The following is a 16,988-nucleotide window of genomic DNA, read 5'->3' as shown; positions in this document are numbered from 1 at the left end:
TGGTCCTCACACGGTTCGGACGGCGAGCGTCGCGCGCAGCCGCGGGTCGAGCAGCGGATAGATGAGGTCGACGATGAGGTTGATGATCGCGAAGCTCGCGGCGACGAAGACGACGATCCCCTGCACCAGCGGGATGTCGAGCGTGTTGATCGCCCCCTGTGTGAGGCGCCCGACGCCGGGACGAGCGAACACGGTCTCGGTGATCACAGAACCGGCGATGAGGTTGCCGAAGGTGATCGCGGCGATCGTCAGGGCCGGCAGGCTGGCGTTGCGGAAGACGTCGCCGACGATCACGCGCCCCCTGGTCGCCCCTTTCGCGAAGCTCGTCACCACGTAGCCGGCGCCCATCTCTCCGGTGAAGCTGCGCACGAGCAGCTGGGCGATCGGACCCGAGACTGGGATCGCGAGCGTGACGAGAGGCAGCACAAGGCTCTGCCAGCCGTTGTCGCCGAACGAGGGGAACCAGCCGAGGCCGAACGAGAAGATCTGCAGCAGCACGATGCCGAACATGAAGACCGGCACCGAGACAGCGGCCGACGGCAACGACTCGACGAGGTTGCGCACCCAGTTCTGCCGGGTCGCGGTGGCGATCAGCGCGATGACGAATCCGATCACGACGGCCAGCAGCAGCGCACCGACAGAGAGGATCAGTGTGCTGGGGAGCACCTCGAGCAGCGCGGCAGTCACCGGACGACCCGACTGCACCGAGTTGCCGAAGTCGCCGACGAGGGCGTGGCCGAGGCGGTCGAAGTACTGCAGGATCAGCGGCTTGTCGAAGCCGTAGTTCGCGGCGACCTGCGCCCTGACCTCTTCGGGGATCGTGTTGATCTCGGCGGGGTCGAACAGCAGGTCGACGGGATCGGCAGGCAGCACGAACAGCAGCAGGAACGTCACGGTGAACGCGGCCCAGATGACGAACAGCGCTCGGCCGAGCTTGAGTGCGGCGTAACGGAGCACGGGAGTCCTTCTCGGTCGGGGTCGGTGGTGATGAGGGGTGGTGGTGAGCGACGCTACGGGCGATCGGACGCCCGCGCCCGGCGGCCGTCACGGTTCGCCATGAGGCGACACATCATGACGACGGATGCCGCGGCGCGGGCCGCATCCGTCATCCGGTCGCTTCGCCTGCGGCATCCGCACGCGGCGACGCCGGGAACGGCAGCCCGAAGTTCTCGCGCAGTGTGGCGCCCTGGTACTCGGTGCGGAACGAGCCGCGGCGCTGCAGGATCGGCACGACCTCATCGAGGAACGCCGGGGCGTCGACCGCGTTGTCGGCCGACATCACCGTGAAGCCGTCGGCCGTGTCCGCGTCGAACCACGCGTCGAGGTCGTCGGCGATCTGCTCGGGCGTGCCGAGCACGAGGCGGTGCCCGTTGCCGGCGGCCGAACGCAGGAGCAACTGGCGCGAGGTGAGCGGCTGCTCCTCGAGCAGCGCGAGCGTGCTCGCATGGAAGCCGTCCGAGCCCTTGCCCAGGGCCTCGGGCGTCACGAGGTCGCGGGTGACCAGGTCGTCGGGCCCGAGCGTGCCGGCGGGGATGCCGAGCTGCGCGAGGAGCCGGTCGGTCGCGGCCTCGCCCAGGGTGTCGAGCAGCTCCTCGCCGCGGCGGCGGGCCTCCTCCTCGGTCGACCCGATGAGCAGCACCACCCCGAGGGAGGTCGGCGGCGGGGTGACCCGGCCGATGGCGAGTGCTGCCTGGGCGAGCTCCCGGCGGAACGCGCGCGCCCTCTCCTTGGTCTGCGCGACCGTGAACACGAGGTCGGCGAACCGGGCGCCCAGTCGGATGCCGCCCGCCGAGCCTCCGGCCTGCACGATCAGCGGCCGTCCCTGCGGAGATTCGGGCAGCGACAGGTTGCCGCGCACCCGGAAGTGCGCCCCGTCGAAGTCGATGGGATGGATCTTCGCGGTGTCGGCGTAGACGCCGCTCTCGGCATCCGCCACGATCGCGTCGTCGTCCCATGCTCCCCACAGGGCGGTGACGACCTCGAGGAACTCCTCGGCGCGCTCGTAGCGCTCGCTCTTGGGGATCTCGTGGTCGTAGCCGAACGCCGCCGCCGCGGTCGGGTTGAGGGTGGTCACGGCGTTGAAGGCCGTTCGTCCACCCGAGACGTGGTCGAGGGCCGAGTAGCGCCGCGCGAGGTTGTAGGGCTCGTTGTAGGTGGTGCTGCTCGTGGCGATCGCGCCGATGCGGCTCGTGCGCGCGAACAGGTTCGCGAACAGGATGGTCGGGTCGATGCCCGCCTCGGGTCCGCCGGCGATCGCGGGCGAGGCGCCAGGGCCGTCGCCGAGGAACACGGTGTGCAGCTTCGCCCGTTCCGCATGCTCGGTGATGCGGGCGAAGTACTCGATGTCGAGCACCGCGCGCGGATCGTGCCCCGGCAGACGCCAGGCGGTGCGGAAGTGCCCCGGCTGCATGAGCGAGAGGTTGAGGTGGTAGCGGCCTGACGTGCTCATGAGTCCTCCTGATCGATGTGGGGGTGCCATCCGAGCAGCGGAGCGACGTCCTGCGCGGTCGCGGTGAGCAGGCGCTTGTGCTCGTCGAACGATGGTGAGGCCGGCGGAAAGCTCACGAGCAGTTCGGTACCCGCCTCGACCCCGGCGTCGAGGGCGAGACCGTCGGCGATGGATGCCGCGTCTCCGAAGCGCGAATGGTCGCGCACGAGGTACTCCTCGGGCGACACCGATGCGGCCTCGGTGCGACCGAGCGCGCCGAGCCAGCTCTGCCAGCGCTGAGCACCGTCGACGAGCCGCGACAGCGCCTGGGCGCGATCGACATCCGGATACACGGCGCGCGAGACGAGCACCCGGGGCTCGATGCCCTCGGGGAGTGCGGATCGGTAGGCCGTGATGAGCGCGGCCTGGGCCTCGGGGCTCTGATTCCGGTTCCAGTCGGTGGCGCGCGAGAGCTGCAGTCCGTCTCCGGCGGCGCCTGCGGCGCGGGCCTGCGCCACTGCGACCTCGGGGGCGCTCGACGTCGCCTGCCAGAGGCGGCGGCGCACACCGGCGCCCGAGGGATGCAGAGTCTCACCGAGGCTGTTCAGCGCAGCCCCGTCGAGCACCTCGTGCAGGCGCTGCACGCTGCTCTCCCACAGCGCGGCCCTGTCGTCGAGATCCTGGCCGAACGCCTCCCACGCGCCGGGGAACGGCCCGGACCCGATCACCAGCTCCAGCCGGCCGCCCGAGAGCACGTCGAGCGTCGCCGCATCCTCGGCCACCTTGAGGGGGTCCTCGAGCGGAAGCACGAGCACGCCGGTACCGAGGCGGATGCGGCTGGTGTGCTGCGCGATCGCGGCGAGCAGCACCAACGGCGAAGAGACGTGCTCGTTGCCCTGGCGGAAGTGCCGCTGGATCACCCAGCCGGAGTCGTAGCCGAGGCTCTCGGCGTGCTGGAAGAGTTCGACGGCCTGCGCGTACGAGGTCGCAGGGTCCTCATCGGTGTCCAGATGCAGCAGGAAGCCGAGACGCTTGCCCGCCAGCACCGCCGGTCGAGTCGTCGGTGCGCCGTTCGTGTCGACATCGGGGCGGATGCCGGTGTCGACACCGCCCTCGGCGTCGGCCGCGGAGCGGACGGCGGTGCTGGCGGCGCTCATCTGATCCGCAACCCGGTGCCGTGCACGCCGTGCGCGTCGATGAGCTCGAGCTCCTCGTCGGTCAACGGCGCGAAGCTCGGCGCCTGCAGGTTGTGCTGCAGCTGGGCTACGGAGCTCGCGCCGATCAGTGCGCTGGTGACCTCGGGCCGGCGCAGCACCCACTGCAGCGCCAACTGCGCGAGCGACTGCCCGCGCTCGAGGGCGAGGTCGTTCAGGGCGCGTGCCCGCGCGCGGGACTCGTCGGTGATGTCGTCGGTCGAGAGGAACGCGCTGTCGAGCGCCCGTGCACCCTCGGGAACACCCGTGAGGTACTTGTCGGTGAGCAGACCCTGGGCGAGCGGGGAGTATGTGACCAGACCCACGCCGTCCTCGAGCGACTGGCCCAGCACGTCGTCGATCTCGAGTCGGCGATCGAAGATCGAGTAGCGCGACTGGTGCAGCGCCAGGGGAACCCCGGCATCCTTCAGCAGGGTCGCGGCGCGATGCGCCTCCGCCGGGTCGTAGAAGTTCGAGATGCCGACGTACAGCGCCTTGCCCGACTGCACCGCCGTGACCAGCGCGCCGATCGTCTCGTCGAGCGGCACCTTCGGGTCGGGGTGGTGGAAGTAGAACACGTCGACGTAGTCGGTGCCGAGGTCGCGCAGACTGTGGTCGAGGCTCTGCAGCAGGTTCTTCCGGGAGCCGCCGCGGTGGTACGGGCTGGGGCCGATCGGGTTGCCCGCTTTGGTGGTGAGCACGAGCTCCTCACGCCAGGCGGAGAGGTCTTCACGCAGGACGCGACCGAAGTTTTTCTCGGCGGCGCGGTGCGGCGGACCGTAGCGGTTCGCGTTGTCGAAGTGCACGATGCCCGCGTCGAACGCGGCGAGCAGGATCTCACGCTGCGTCTCGTAGGGCGTCTGTTCGCCGAACTTCTGCCAGAGGCCGAACGCGAACTCGGGCAGCACGAGCCCGGTGGTGCCGGCCTGGCGCCAGTTCAGGTTCCCGTAGCGGTTCTCGGAGGGCTGGTAGGTCACGGTGGGCCTTTCGTGTCGTGTGGTCAGCGGGTCGCGCGTGGACGGCGCAGGCCTGCGGGAGTGAGTTCGGTGGGGATGCGCCCGTTGTCGCGCTCGAGGAAGGTCGTGCCCGGCGGCACGATGCGGTCGATCTCGTCGAGCACGTCGTCGTCGAGCACGACGGATGCCGAGGCGAGGTAGCTGTCGAGGTGGGCGCGGGTGCGCGGGCCGACGATGACCGAGGTGACGGCGGGGTGCGACAGCGCAAAGCCGACCGCGAGCTCGGGCAGGGTGAGCCCCGCCTGCTCGGCCAACACCGCGAGGCGCTCGGCCGCGGCGAGCTTCGCCTCGTTCTTGGGGTCGGCGACGTCGAAGCGGCCGGCCCACACCCGCGCGCCGCGCGAGGTCTCGGGCTGGGCACCACCCGCGCGGTACGCGCCGCTGAGCCAGCCGGCGGCGAGGGGCCCGAAGGTCAGCACGCCGAGGCCGTGTGCACGGGCGATGGGCAGGGTCGTCCGCTCGACGAGACGGATGAGCGCCGAGTAGGGAACCTGCTCGGTGAGCGGCGGGATCAGTCCGTTCTCACGCGCGATGTGCTGCGCCGAGACCACGTCGTCGGCGCCGAACACGCTCGTGCCGTAGTAGCGGATCTTGCCCTGGTGGATGAGGTCGTTCAACGCCCCGATCGTCTCGAGCAGCGGCACGTGCGGGTCGGGCCGATGCGCCTGGTACAGGTCGATGTGGTCGGTGCCGAGTCGCCGGAGGCTGTCCTCCACCGCGCGGTGGATCCAGCGCCGCGAGTTGCCGGCGTGCAGCGGGTTGTCGCCGATCTGCCCATGGAACTTCGTCGCGAGGATGAGATCGTCGCGACGGCCTCTGATCGCCTCGCCGACGATCTCCTCGTTCAGACCCTGCTCGTAGACGTCGGCGGTGTCGATCACCGTGATGCCGGCGTCGAGTGCGGCGTGCACGATGCCGATCGAGTCCTCACGGCTCGTCGGACCGCCGAAGTTCATGGCCCCGAGGGTGAGTCTGCTGACCGGTACGCCGCTGCGGCCGAGCCGCTCGCTGGGGAGGGCGGGGGCTGTGGTGTCGCTCATCGTTTCTCCTTGTGGTCGTGACTCGTCAGAACAGGCCGTTGGCCGGCGGCGTCTCGCCGGTGAGCAGCCAGGCGCCGACCGCCGCGGACTTCCACCCGCGCGGATTGTGGTTCGCGACCGTGCGGGCATTGCGCCAGTGCCGGTCGAGGCCGAGCTCGCGCCCGGTGAGGGTGCCGCCGCCGACGTCGAACAGCAGTTCGGCCGCACGCAGCGCCTGCTCCCCCGCGCCGACATAGGCCGAGGCCACCGCGACGACGGCTGCGACGGCGGTGTCCTCACCGCCCGTGCCCGCTCCGCCACGCCCGTCGGCATCCGTGGCGCCGGCTTCCGTATCACGAGGATCCGCGCCGGCGGACTCCCTCGCCCAGTGCCGATCGAGAGCCTCCGCGGCCGCGACGACCTGCGCCCGCGCAGTGAACGCGGCGGTCGCGATGCGACCGGTCACCTCACGCACATAGGGATCGTCGGCGGCGGTCTGGGCCGTGGAGTGCTTGATCGGCCGGGCGACCTCGCGCACGACGCGCACCGCGTCGTCGCGAACGGCCTGGGCGATGCCCGCGAGCGTGGCCGCGAGGATGAGGTGCGCGAGCGAGACGTGCGGGTGGTGCTTCGGAGCGTTCGGTTCCCCCAGCTCGTCTGGATCCACGCGCACGCCCTGCAGCAACGTGCTCCCGCTGGCGGTGAGGCGCTGCCCGACGGCGTCGAAGTCGTCGAGTCGCACGACGCCCTCGCGGTCGGTCGGGACGGTGAAGCCGACGATGCGCCCCTGCTCGTCGAGCGCGGTGCCCGAGAACCACTGGGCGTGCAGCCCGCCCGTGCTGTAGTACTTGGCTCCGTCGATGCGCAGGCCGTGCTCGTCACGGGTGAGCGTGGTCCGCACGCTGCCCGCCGCTCCGCCGGTCTCGTTCGCCGTGCCCGAGAAGAGGTCGCCGCGCAGCACGCGGTCGACGAGCTGCGCGCGCGCACGGCCGGTCACATTCCCCGTCGCGAGCGACTCGGCGACGAGGAAGCCCGAACGCAGCGCCTGGGCGACGTTCGAGTCGGCGGCGGCGAGATCGATGATCAGCTCCGCGAACTCACGCACGCTCGCCCCTGCCCCGCCGTCCTCGGCGGGGACGCGGAACCGCAGGATGCCGGCATCCGCCAGTTCCCTCACCTCGGCGAACGGATGCTCACGCTCGGCATCCCGCGCGGCCGCCCCGGCCCGAAGCCGTTCGAGCGTCGGAGCGATCGCCGCGCGGATCCCGTCCGTGGTCGACGGCGCGGTCACGGCCGCGTGCGGTGCGGCGCTCACAGCCCGTCCGCCGGCGTGTATGCACCTGCGGCATCCGATCCGCGCAGCGACGGCGGGTTCTCGCCCCGCAGCACCCGGAACGCGCGCTCGAGGTCCGCGATGAGGTCATCGACGTCCTCGATGCCCACCGACAGTCGCAGCAGCCCTGGGTGGATGCCGGCACGGTCCCGCGCGGCCTGCGACAGCTTGGAGTGCGTGGTCGTCGGCGGGTGCAGGATCAGCGAGCGCACATCGCCGATGTGGGTCATGCGGGTGAACACCTCGACCGCGTCGTAGAGCACCTTCGCCGAGGCCTCGCCCCCGGCGAGCGTGAAGGCGAACACCGAGCCGGCACCGCGCGGGTAGTACTTCTGCGCGAGCGCGTGGAACGGGTTCGACGCGAGGCCCGGGTAGTCGACGCTCGAGACCTCTGGCTGCTGCTCGAGCCAGGTCGCGATGGCGAGCGCATTGCGCGTGTGTCGGTCGAGGCGCAGCGACAGCGTCTCGATGCCCTGCTGCACGAGGAAGGCGTTGAACGGCGACAGGCTCGTGCCGAAACGGCCTGCGACGACGGCCCTGGCGTAGGCGAAGTTCGCCTTGGCGCCGAACTTGTCGATCCAGGTGGTGCCCTGGGCGTCCTCCTCGAACACCGGCTTGTGCAGGTGCGGGAACTTGTCGGGGTGCGCGGCCCAGTCGAAGCGGCCGGCGTCGATCACGACACCGCCGATCGAGTTGCCGTGGCCGGCGAGGAACTTGCTCGTGGAGTGGAAGACGACGTCGGCGCCGTAATCGATCGGCCGCAGCAGGTACGGGGTCGGCACGGTCGAGTCGATCACGAACGGCACGCCGTGCGAGTGCGCGGCGTCGGCGATCGCCTCGATGTCGATGAGGTCGTTCTTGGGGTTCGGAATCGCCTCGCCGAAGAACAGCTTCGTGTTCGGACGCACTCGGCGGTGCCAGTCCTCGGGGTCGTTGGGGTGCTCGACGAACTCGACCTCGATGCCGAAGCGGGCGAAGTTGCCACGGAACAGCGCGCGCGTGCCCTCGTAGATGCTGGGTGCGCTGAGGAAGTGATCGCCGGCCTGCAGGATGCTGAGCAGGGCGACCGTCGCCGCGGCCTGGCCGCTGCCGACCAGCGTCGCGCCGACACCGTGCTCGAGATCGGCGAGCGCCTTCTCGACGGCCGCGTTGGTGGGGTTGTTGATGCGCGAGTAGACGTAGCCGAGGTCGGTGCCCGCGAAACGGGCCTTGGCGTGCTCGAAGTCGTCGAAGATGAATCCCGCGCTGAGGTACAGCGGGGTGATGCGCGCGCCGTACCCGGCTTCGCCGAGGTAGCCGGCGTGCACCTGCTCGGTGCTGAATCCGAAGGTGTGGGTCTCGGTCTCGAAGAGGGTGTCGGTCATGGTGTGTCGTCTTTCGTGTGCGTGCTTCTGGGCGGGCGCGTGGGTCAGGCGACCGCGGCCGCGAGGCTGCGGCGGCGCAGGGCGGGTGCGGCCGGACGCGCGGCGGTGACGCCGAGCGCATCGAGTGCGGCGGCCACGTGTGCGGCGGCGTCGGCGAGCCGGACGTCGAAGCGCAGCAGCACTCGGCCGCCCGACGTCTCGTCCGCGATGAGACCGACCGCGGCCCAGGTGATCGGCCGGTAGACCGGCGCATCCGCCTGATCGGCGTCGCCGACCAGCGCGTCGATCGCGGCCCCGGCGCCGATGGCGTCCGCATCCGCCAGCAGCAGCGGCCGGTGCTCACCCGCGATCGGGATGTTCAGCGCCCCCTCGACGCCGAACACCTCGCCCTGATGACGCGCGGGCTCGATCTGCTCGATGTCGGCGAAGAGGCCCGCCTCCCGGTCGCCGAGCAGCGCGGAGAGCGGGAAGCTGTCCCAGAGCCGGCGCAGCACCTCGGCGTACTCGGCTGTGACGTCCGAGCCGCGATCGGTACCCGGTCGTCCGGCGGCGGTGATCGGGTCGACGCCCGTGCCGCGCAGGTAGAGACCCGCTCGCCCGCCCGTGAGCCGGGCGATCGTCTGCGCACGACGGGCGAGGTTGAAGGGGGCGTGGCGGTCGGTGCGGGCCTCGACGAGGATCGCCACGTCGTGACCGTCGGCGCTGAGGAGCCCGGCCAGCACCGTCGGGTCGACGAGTGCGCCATCGAGCTCGGGCAGGATGACGGCATCCGCTCCGCGAGACGCGGCGAGCGCGAGCACGGCGCGTGCCGCGTCGATGACGTCGGATGCCGTGTCGTCGGCCGCGGGTGACGGCAGCTGCACGATGACGGAGAGGGTGGTTGTCATTGTCGGGGCTCCTTCTGCGCGGGGTTGTTCGCCGGGGTCTTCATCAGGTTCGTCACCAGGTCGGGGACAGCTCGGGGGTGCTCGCGCGCAGCGGCACCTGCACGGGGAGGCCGAGGTGGTCGCGCAGCGTGCGCCCGCTGTACTCGGTGCGGAACAGGCCCCGTCGCTGCAGCTCGGGGATCACCTGCTCCACGAAGTGGTCGAAGCCGCTGGGCAGAGCATCCGGCATGACGTTGAAGCCGTCGGCGGCTCCGGCGTGGAACCATGTCTCGATGTCGTCGGCGATCTGCTCGGGCGTGCCGACGACGATCCGGTGGCCTGCACCGCCGCCGAGCTTGCGCAGCAGCTGGCGGTACGTCGGGCGCTCCCGGTCGATGATGCCGAGCACGAGGCGGTAGAAGGTCTGCGATCCGCCGGCCTGTTCCGGCACGGGGAGCGACTCTCGCGGCACGATCGCGTCGAGGTCGACATCGCCGAGGTCGTAGCCCAGTTGCGCGCTCAGCCGGCGGAGGGCGTAGGGCTCGGGGACGAGCTCGGCCAGCAGCTGGCGGCGCTCCTGCGCCTCGGCCTCGGTCGAGCCGACGACGGTCGAGAGTCCGGGAAGGATCGCGACGTGCTCGGGACGGCGCCCGAAGGTCGCTGCCTGCTCGTCGACGGCGCGGCGGAACGCGAGGGCCTCGTCGATGGTCTGGGCGGCGGTGAAGATGACCTCGGCGTGCTCGCCGGCGAGACGGGTGCCGTCCTTCGAGGCGCCTGCCTGCACGAGCACGGGGCGCCCCTGCGGCGAGGGGAGCACGGCGGGGGCGCCGTTCTGTCCGGCCCATGCCGAGATGACCCGGGCGGTGACCTCGCTGGCGCGGGCGTACCGGGCCGAGTGCTCCGGCTCGCCGTGGCGGCCGAAGTTCGCGGCGGCGCCGGCCCCCGCGGTCGTGACGACGTTCCAGCCGAAGCGGCCGCCCGAGAGGGCGTCGAGGGTGGCGAGACGGGCGGCGAGCTCATCGGCGTCGTTGTAGCTCGACGAGAACGTGCCGATCAGGCCGACCCGCTCGGTCTCGGCCGCGATACGGGCGAGCAGCACGCTGGGCTCGAAGCTGTTTCCCGGTCGGTAGGCGAGGTCGGGTTCGAGGCCGGGGCCGTCGGCGAGGAAGACCGCGTCGAGCTTCGCCGCCTCGGCCTTCTTCGCGATGTCGAGGTAGTGCTCGACCCGGTAGGCCGAGAGCGGGTCGTTCTCGGGCACCCGCCAGGACCCGCCGAAGACGCCGGCGTTGAGGATGTTGACGTTGATGTGCAGCTCACGCTGCGGCTGGTCGCTCATCGGGTGATCCTTTCGAGGTTGTCGTGGTCCGGTCTGCGGATGCTGTGGGGCCGGATCGTGTCCGAGCCCCACAGCATCCGTCAGTGCGTCACTGTGCGGACGCGTCCTTCCAGGCGTCCACGAAGTGGTTGCGCGCCTGGGCGTCGAAGATGATGCCGTGCACGTATGGCGCCTGGGCGATCACCTGCGAGGGGTTGTAGATCGGGTTCACGAGCGCGTACTCCTCGAGCAGCAGGTCCTGAGCATCCTTCGCGTACTCGGCGCGCTGCTCGGGGTCGAGGGTGAGCTCGAGACGACCGAGCCGCTCGATGATGTCGTCGCGACCCTCGAAGTCCTCCGCGATGTACGCGCCGTTGCCGACGAGCGGGCTGTACTGCAGGTTCAGCACGGCGGGGTCGTTGCGCGAGCGGTTCGCCGCGACGACGTTCCAGTCGGTCTTCGCCGAGGCGACAGCCGCCGCGTAGTCGGCGAGGGGCAGGACGTTGAGCTGCAGGTCGATGCCGATCGCGGCGAGGTCCTGCTGCACCGACTCGTAGGCCGGCTTGTTGGCGACCAGGTTGCTGATGCCGAGGAGCTTGATCTCGAGCTTCTGGCCGTCCTTCTCGCGGATGCCGTCGTCGCCTTTCACCCAGCCGGCCTCGTCGAGGATGCTCTCGGCCTCGTCCGGGTCGTACTTCAGGACCGAGTCGCTGTAGTCGGCATAGCCCGTGACCGAGTCGGCGAGAACCGAGGTGGCGATGTCGTAGTTGTCGGTGAGCACGGTCTTCTCGACGGACTCGCGGTTCCAGCCGAGCTGGATGGCCTTGCGGACGGCGATGTCATTGGTCGGGAAGAGCTGCGAGTTGAAGTTGAAGAAGATCGCGGTGCCCGAGACCTGACGGGAGATGATGTCGAAGCCGGCGGCCTCGAGCGGTGCCTCGTCGGTGGTGCCGACGTCGAGGGTCGCGTCGATCTCACCCGACTGCAGCGATCCGGTGCGGACGCTGGCCTCGGGGATCACGTTGAAGACGACCTCGTCGAGGTATGCCTCGCCCTTGTGGTCGATCGCGGGCGGAGACCAGTTGTAGCCGTCGCGCTTGACGAGCACGGTGCGCACCTGCTCGGTCCACTCCTTGTAGACGAACGGACCAGTGCCGATGATCTTGGTGGGGTCGGTGCGTTCCTCGGCGCTGAGCGCGAGGGTCGAGAGCGAGAGGAATCCGGGGCCGGCGTTCGCGGTGAACGACGATGCCTGGAGGAAGCTCGCACTGGGCTTCGAGAACGTGACCGTGACCGTGAACTCGTCGTCGACGGTGGTCTCGACGTAGTTGGGGAACAGCACAGCGCCGTTGGGGTTGATGCCCAGCGCCTCGTCGCCCTTCACGTACTGGTCGAAGTTGGCCTTGACCGCCTCGGCGTTGAACGGGGTGCCGTCCGAGAAGGTGACGTCGTCGCGCAGGTGGAAGGTGTACGAGGTGAGGTCGTCGTTCACATCCCACGACTCGGCGAGCCACGGGGTGATCTCGCCGGTGTCCGGGTCCTGCCAGGTGAGCTTGTCGGTGATGTTGTCGGCGACGATCGACTCGGCGTAGTTCGTTCCCCAGTGCGGGTCGGGGCTGCGCTGGTAGTCGATCAGGGCGAATTCGAGGGTGCCGCCCGAGACGGGCGTGCCGTCGTCGGAGCCCTCGCCGGCCGTAGCCGGGGCGGCGGCGCCGTTCAGGCTCGACACGACGATCGCGACGGCGGCGATGGCCGCGACGGCGGCGCCGCCGACGAACCACGGCCACTTCTTGCGGGCGGGCTTGCCGCTCTCGATGGATGTCTGCAGATCGGACATCGGGTGCTCCTCGGGTGCGTTCTGGTGGGTCTTGGTGGGCGGGTCACCGACACGTCAGACGGCACGACGAGACAGCGCCTCTGTGGCGGCGCTGTGCCCGAGCCCTGAGGGGCGACCGGTGCTGCGTTCGGGGGTTGCCAGGAGCATAGGGACGCATCGGGCCGGTCCACACGGTCGATGACGCCGCATGTCGGTGCGTGTCACGGTGTCTCGAAATGTGCGTTTCGAGACGGGTGGGGTGGTGGTCCCGCGGTGGCCGGTCCGACACAGTGATCCGGCCGGCATCCGGGTCCGTTTGTCGGGTGAATCACCGAATGTCGGGTCAGAAAACGAATTCTCCCTCGGCAAAAGGAAATCGCCCCGACAAAGTGCACGCGGATGCTGTCTCGGCGGTGCGGAATGACGTCGCGGTTACGCCTGCGCGAGCATCCCCGCGATGACGAATCCGAGGGTGGCGCGGAGCTCGACCTCGAAGTCGGGCTGGAACGTGGCGACGAGCGGATCCGAGGCATACGCCTCGCGCAGCGCCGCGTTCGGGCGGCTGTTCGGCCACAGCGCGCCGGCATTGAGGAAGGCAACGGTCACGAGCTTCACCGCGACCGCCTCGGTGATGCCGGGAAGCGACTCCATCACCGCCTGAGCGATCTTCCAGAACGGAGCGACGATCCCGCGCTTGTGGGCGAGGGCGACGGCGGTCGACACGTTGCGCTCGAGTACCGCGGAGTGGATGCTCATCAGGTCGCACATCACCGGCCGGGCCGCCATCGTCTCGGCCAGGAGTGCCGCGACCTGGGCTCCGGTCGCGTCGGGGGCGAGCCGGCCGGTCACATCGTCGGCCCACAGGCCGAGCTCCTCCTCGAGCACGGTGAGCAGGATCGCCTCCCGTGTCTCGAAGTAGCGCACGACGTTCGACTTCGCGAGCCCGACCTGCCGGCTCAACTCGTTCAGGGTGAGTTCGGCGGCGGGCGACTGCTCCAGCATCCGCCGCGTCGTCGCGAGGATCAGCCGCCGTCGTTCGGCGCGCTGCTCGTCATTGCGGGCGCGCTGGAAGGACATTCCCCCAAACTAGCCAATGCAGGGGTCACGCCTGCCGACAGGGGGTCAGGCGTCGTTGACAGCAGACCAGCGGTCCGATACTTTCCTGAACAGACCATCGGTCTCTTACTCGTGCACCTTCTGGGAGTGCACGAACGGCGCGGCGGCACAGGGGGTGGTGCCGTCGCGCCGCATTCTGCACAGACCCCGCCGATGGCGGCGGAGAACTCAGTCCTCTACGGTCGCGAAGAGCAGCGCCTCGTCCGATGCGAGGATCGCGTCAGACCCTCGCACATCGACGAGGGCGAAGGTCGCGGCGCCACGGATCGGGGAGATCTCCTCGATCGCCCTGTCGACGAGTCCGATGAGCCGTTGCCGTCCTCCGGTTCGGAACACGGGCGTCAGGATCGCGGACGTCCCGTCCGACGTGAACCGCGCACGGATGCCGTGCTTGCCGGCGGCCTTCTTCCATCCGCTCTCCTCGTAGACGCGCCGTGCGATGCGCTTACTGCCGTCGAGTTCCGCAAGCGTGAAGAAGTCGGACCCGTACCTCAGCATGCTCGCCGTATCGCTGCCCTGCGCAGCCACGAAACGAGACCCTGAGACGTCGATCACATCTCCGATGATCGGTGCTTTCACCCCACCCGGCGCGGTCGAGGTCCGCCCGCCCGCCATGGGGTAGTCCTTGCCGTCGAGCAACTCGATCGATTCCCACGCCAGCACCTCACCGTCGATATGGAGTTCGGCGATGGTGCGCGCGTTCTGGAACGTCACGGGATCGCTCAGCACGACCAGCCAGTCGCCATCCTCGGCCTGACGGGCGATTCCGCCTGCCGCCACCTGACGATCGCGGTCCTCGGTGCCGCGGATCTCGACCGCACGTGACCAGCTCAGAGCCTCATCGATGAGCACGGCATTCCTGTCGTCGACGAGCACGACAAACCCGCCGTCCCCGCGATCGACGATCACCGGTTGCGCACCGAACGCGCCTTCAGGGATCGGCATCCGCACGTGCTCTCCCGACGGACGCACGCGCACCAACGACGTCACCCATCCGGAGTCCGTGCGAGATGTCGCGATGCAGACCGCCGAACCGTCCGCGCGGAGGCACACCGTCGGGGGTTTCGGGAACGCCAGGGATCCGGGCCCGAGATCGACGCGGGCAGCGGCACGGAGCTTCATGATCCGAATCTACCGACGGGCTGCGTGGGTGTAGGTTCCCGCTCGAGATGGCGAAGATTGCCGGGGACTCCACGACATTTGGCGGCGGTTACAGGTGCAGAATTCCACGAGAACTGGCGTATTCCTACAACGCGGGGCGTCTGCGCGTGAAGGTCAGTTGATGGCCCGGCGATGGTGCGTCAGAGCAGACGTGCGGCGTCGGCACAAAAGTCCACGCCGGCGTGATGCACGAACTTGCGACGGACGCGGCCACATCCACGCACCCGCAGGCTTTCTATGCCCTCCCGGCTGGTAGTTGTCCGAACTGTCATTTCGTTGTTCCGCTCGGCTTCCGCAGCGCAGAGGTCCACCACACTAAGGGGTTCAAACATGTGATGCATAGGCAAGTGAAATTTGCTCCTGAACGCGTCCGAATCGAGACACTCAACAGAACGCTGGCTCAGAACGGCGTTGAGGGCGGCACGCCCTCAACGCATCCAGGACTACGGTGCCGCTCCAGTCGAACAGGATCACGGTCGCCGCACGCGGAAGGGCGAGCCGATTCCTCATGGCTCCTCAGGCCCAGTTTTTCTGCGCCGAAGTCTTGCCGACCCCCGCGTTGAAGACGTTGTGTGGGTCGAGTTGCTTGTAGTGAGCCACCAGGGCTGGCGGTGCCTGATACAGGCGCCCGTAGTTGTGCTCGGCTGGGATTGCAGCGTCCCTCTCTTCGAGCAGGGTCATCATCCGCTTCTTGAGAGCGACCGGATCGATTCCGCGCTTGGCCACGTGATCCTGGTGAAGCACATGGCAGAAGAAGTGCCCGTAGTAAGAGCTGGCCGCGAGTTGGTTCACAATCTCCGGCGGGAGCACTTCGAGCCAGTCCTCGTCATCCCGCCGCAGTGCAACATCGAAGGTGATGAGTTCCGAGACGTCCTTCCGATGGAGGTTGTAGTAACGCGTCATCGCGCTTGCGGCGCCAAATCTATGTAACATCGCGCTTCCAGCCTCGCTGTCGGAGCAGACGAAGAAGGATCCGCCCCGTTCCGGCTCGGCAAAGAACGCCGTCAGGAACGCCTCAGTTCTGGGCTTCTCAATATCTTCAACCACCATGATCAGGTAGTGCTCGAAGCGGTCTCTGTATTCGCGCATCCGCCTCGGCAGCTGCGTGGGAAAGAGTTCAATAACCTTCTGTGCGATCGTATCGGCAAAGGTCTCACCAAGAAACGGCACTTTTGCAAAGACACCGTTTGCCCAGTTCTTGAGATCGAACATGCGTCGTAGCTGCCGACTACCCGCGTACTTCAAACCTACAAAAGTATCCTTGCCGTACTTCTCGGCAAGATCGAAAGAGGACCGGCCCATATATTCGCCTGAGATTGGCAGGCGCGCATCGGATCGAAGCACTTGACGTCGCAACTGCTCAAGTTCAAGTGTGCTGTTGGTACCAATGTAGAATGTGGCTGTGCGGCCGCATCTCGGGAAGGTACGTACCCGCACCGCGAAGATTAGGAGCTTTCCGGCGGAACCGGAAGCTTCCCGCAGGAACTTCGGGTCGGCGTTGTAACGCGCCGGCGTTCCGACAATCTCGCGCACGTGCTCACTGTATGCGGTGTCGAGGCTGTCCTGTGGCGGAAGCGTTACGTCTGCCGCCTCCCACTCGCCGCGTTGCAGGCGATCGAGGATGTGCGCAGGGTTGTCGCCCAGCGTGATACCCAGATGGTTGACCAGCTCCGCCTTGCCGTGCTCGTTGACGCGCGCGTAGATCGCGTGCTCGGTGAACGCAGGACCCTTGCGAACCTGACTGCCACCGGAGTTGTTCGCGATGCCGCCGATCACCGAGGCTCCAATCGAGGTGGAGCCGATTACAGAATGCGGCTCACGACCGAGGGGAGCGAGCCGATCTTCAAGCTCAAAAAGCGTAGAGCCAGCTAGACAGATGGCCTCACGTGCGTCATTGATCAGGTGGATCTGGTTGATCCGTAATGTCGAGATAATCACGATCTCGCGATCGTAATTCTGCTCACCGGGTCCCGAACCACCAGTCAGCCCCGTATTCGCCGACTGCGGGATGATGATGAGATCGTTGTCGACGCATACCTGCAGGGCACGCCACATATCGACAAGAGTTGCGGGGCGGAGCACCGCGAGTACGTTTTCGCCACCAAATCTGTTGCCTTTGACGTAGGTGCCAGTAGCGCTGCGAGATGTAAGCACATTCGCTCTTCCCATGATGCCCACGAAAGACTGCAGCGCCGCCTTGGACCCCTGAATCCGCTCAGCAGTCATCCGTATCTCCGCTCTTGGTGCTCAATGACATCTACTTGTCCATTCCGCATAACACAACACACTCGCGGCCCCAGCCTTTTCAAGTTCTTCGCTTCGATGAATCGTCGCTTTGCGCCAATCCACGGTTGATTCGAG

The 16,988-nt window shown here is 68.4% G+C and carries 13 protein-coding genes; all 13 read right to left on the bottom strand.

Translation table 11 applies throughout. The features are described 5' to 3' along the window. Positions 1–6: 6 nt before the first annotated feature. On the bottom strand, positions 7–957 hold the full coding sequence (locus ACI3KS_RS11340; protein ID WP_404918309.1) for an ABC transporter permease: 951 nt from the start codon (positions 955–957) through the stop codon (positions 7–9). A 148-nt stretch (positions 958–1,105) separates the two neighbouring features. Next, the gene (locus ACI3KS_RS11335) at positions 1,106–2,449 is read right to left on the bottom strand and encodes an NtaA/DmoA family FMN-dependent monooxygenase (RefSeq protein WP_404918307.1); all 1,344 of its coding nucleotides are present in this window, start codon (positions 2,447–2,449) and stop codon (positions 1,106–1,108) included. Beyond that, complete coding sequence (locus ACI3KS_RS11330; RefSeq protein ID WP_404918305.1) at positions 2,446–3,585, bottom strand: LLM class flavin-dependent oxidoreductase; 1,140 nt, start codon at positions 3,583–3,585, stop codon at positions 2,446–2,448. The genes ACI3KS_RS11335 and ACI3KS_RS11330 overlap by 4 nt, the downstream gene beginning before the upstream one ends. Then, complete coding sequence (locus tag ACI3KS_RS11325) at positions 3,582–4,598, bottom strand: aldo/keto reductase (RefSeq protein WP_404918303.1); 1,017 nt, start codon at positions 4,596–4,598, stop codon at positions 3,582–3,584. The genes ACI3KS_RS11330 and ACI3KS_RS11325 overlap by 4 nt, the downstream gene beginning before the upstream one ends. 23 nt (positions 4,599–4,621) lie before the next feature. Further along, positions 4,622–5,677, bottom strand: a complete 1,056-nt coding sequence (locus tag ACI3KS_RS11320; RefSeq protein ID WP_404918301.1) for an aldo/keto reductase — start codon at positions 5,675–5,677, stop codon at positions 4,622–4,624. Between the two features lie 25 nt (positions 5,678–5,702). Next, positions 5,703–6,971 carry an acyl-CoA dehydrogenase family protein gene (locus ACI3KS_RS11315; RefSeq protein ID WP_404918299.1) on the bottom strand — a complete coding sequence of 423 codons (1,269 nt, stop codon included), beginning with the start codon at positions 6,969–6,971 and terminating at the stop codon, positions 5,703–5,705. Then, positions 6,968–8,353 (bottom strand): O-acetylhomoserine aminocarboxypropyltransferase/cysteine synthase family protein, encoded by a 1,386-nt coding sequence (locus ACI3KS_RS11310; RefSeq protein WP_404918297.1) that lies wholly within the window; start codon positions 8,351–8,353, stop codon positions 6,968–6,970. Before ACI3KS_RS11310 ends, ACI3KS_RS11315 begins: the two co-directional genes overlap by 4 nt. 44 nt (positions 8,354–8,397) lie before the next feature. Next, positions 8,398–9,240 (bottom strand): LLM class flavin-dependent oxidoreductase, encoded by an 843-nt coding sequence (locus ACI3KS_RS11305; protein WP_404918295.1) that lies wholly within the window; start codon positions 9,238–9,240, stop codon positions 8,398–8,400. A 52-nt stretch (positions 9,241–9,292) separates the two neighbouring features. After that, positions 9,293–10,555: an LLM class flavin-dependent oxidoreductase gene (locus ACI3KS_RS11300; protein ID WP_404918293.1), complete on the bottom strand. Its 1,263-nt coding sequence runs from the start codon at positions 10,553–10,555 to the stop codon at positions 9,293–9,295. Between the two features lie 88 nt (positions 10,556–10,643). Further along, on the bottom strand, positions 10,644–12,371 hold the full coding sequence (locus ACI3KS_RS11295) for an ABC transporter substrate-binding protein (protein ID WP_404918291.1): 1,728 nt from the start codon (positions 12,369–12,371) through the stop codon (positions 10,644–10,646). Positions 12,372–12,782: 411 nt separating this feature from the next. Beyond that, a complete protein-coding gene (locus ACI3KS_RS11290) occupies positions 12,783–13,427 on the bottom strand; it encodes a TetR family transcriptional regulator (RefSeq protein WP_404918289.1) in 645 nt (214 codons plus the stop codon). A gap of 207 nt (positions 13,428–13,634) precedes the next feature. After that, the gene (locus tag ACI3KS_RS11285) at positions 13,635–14,588 is read right to left on the bottom strand and encodes a hypothetical protein (RefSeq protein ID WP_404918287.1); all 954 of its coding nucleotides are present in this window, start codon (positions 14,586–14,588) and stop codon (positions 13,635–13,637) included. A 555-nt stretch (positions 14,589–15,143) separates the two neighbouring features. After that, positions 15,144–16,853, bottom strand: coding sequence for a D-lactate dehydrogenase (gene dld, locus ACI3KS_RS11280; protein ID WP_404918285.1), 1,710 nt, complete (start codon positions 16,851–16,853; stop codon positions 15,144–15,146). Positions 16,854–16,988: the final 135 nt, after the last annotated feature.

It is taken from the genome of Microbacterium sp. ZW T5_45 (assembly GCF_044987415.1).
Lineage (GTDB): Bacteria > Actinomycetota > Actinomycetes > Actinomycetales > Microbacteriaceae > Microbacterium.
The sequence above is the reverse complement of the archived record's forward strand: the minus strand, read 5'-3'. Positions and strand labels throughout refer to the sequence as shown.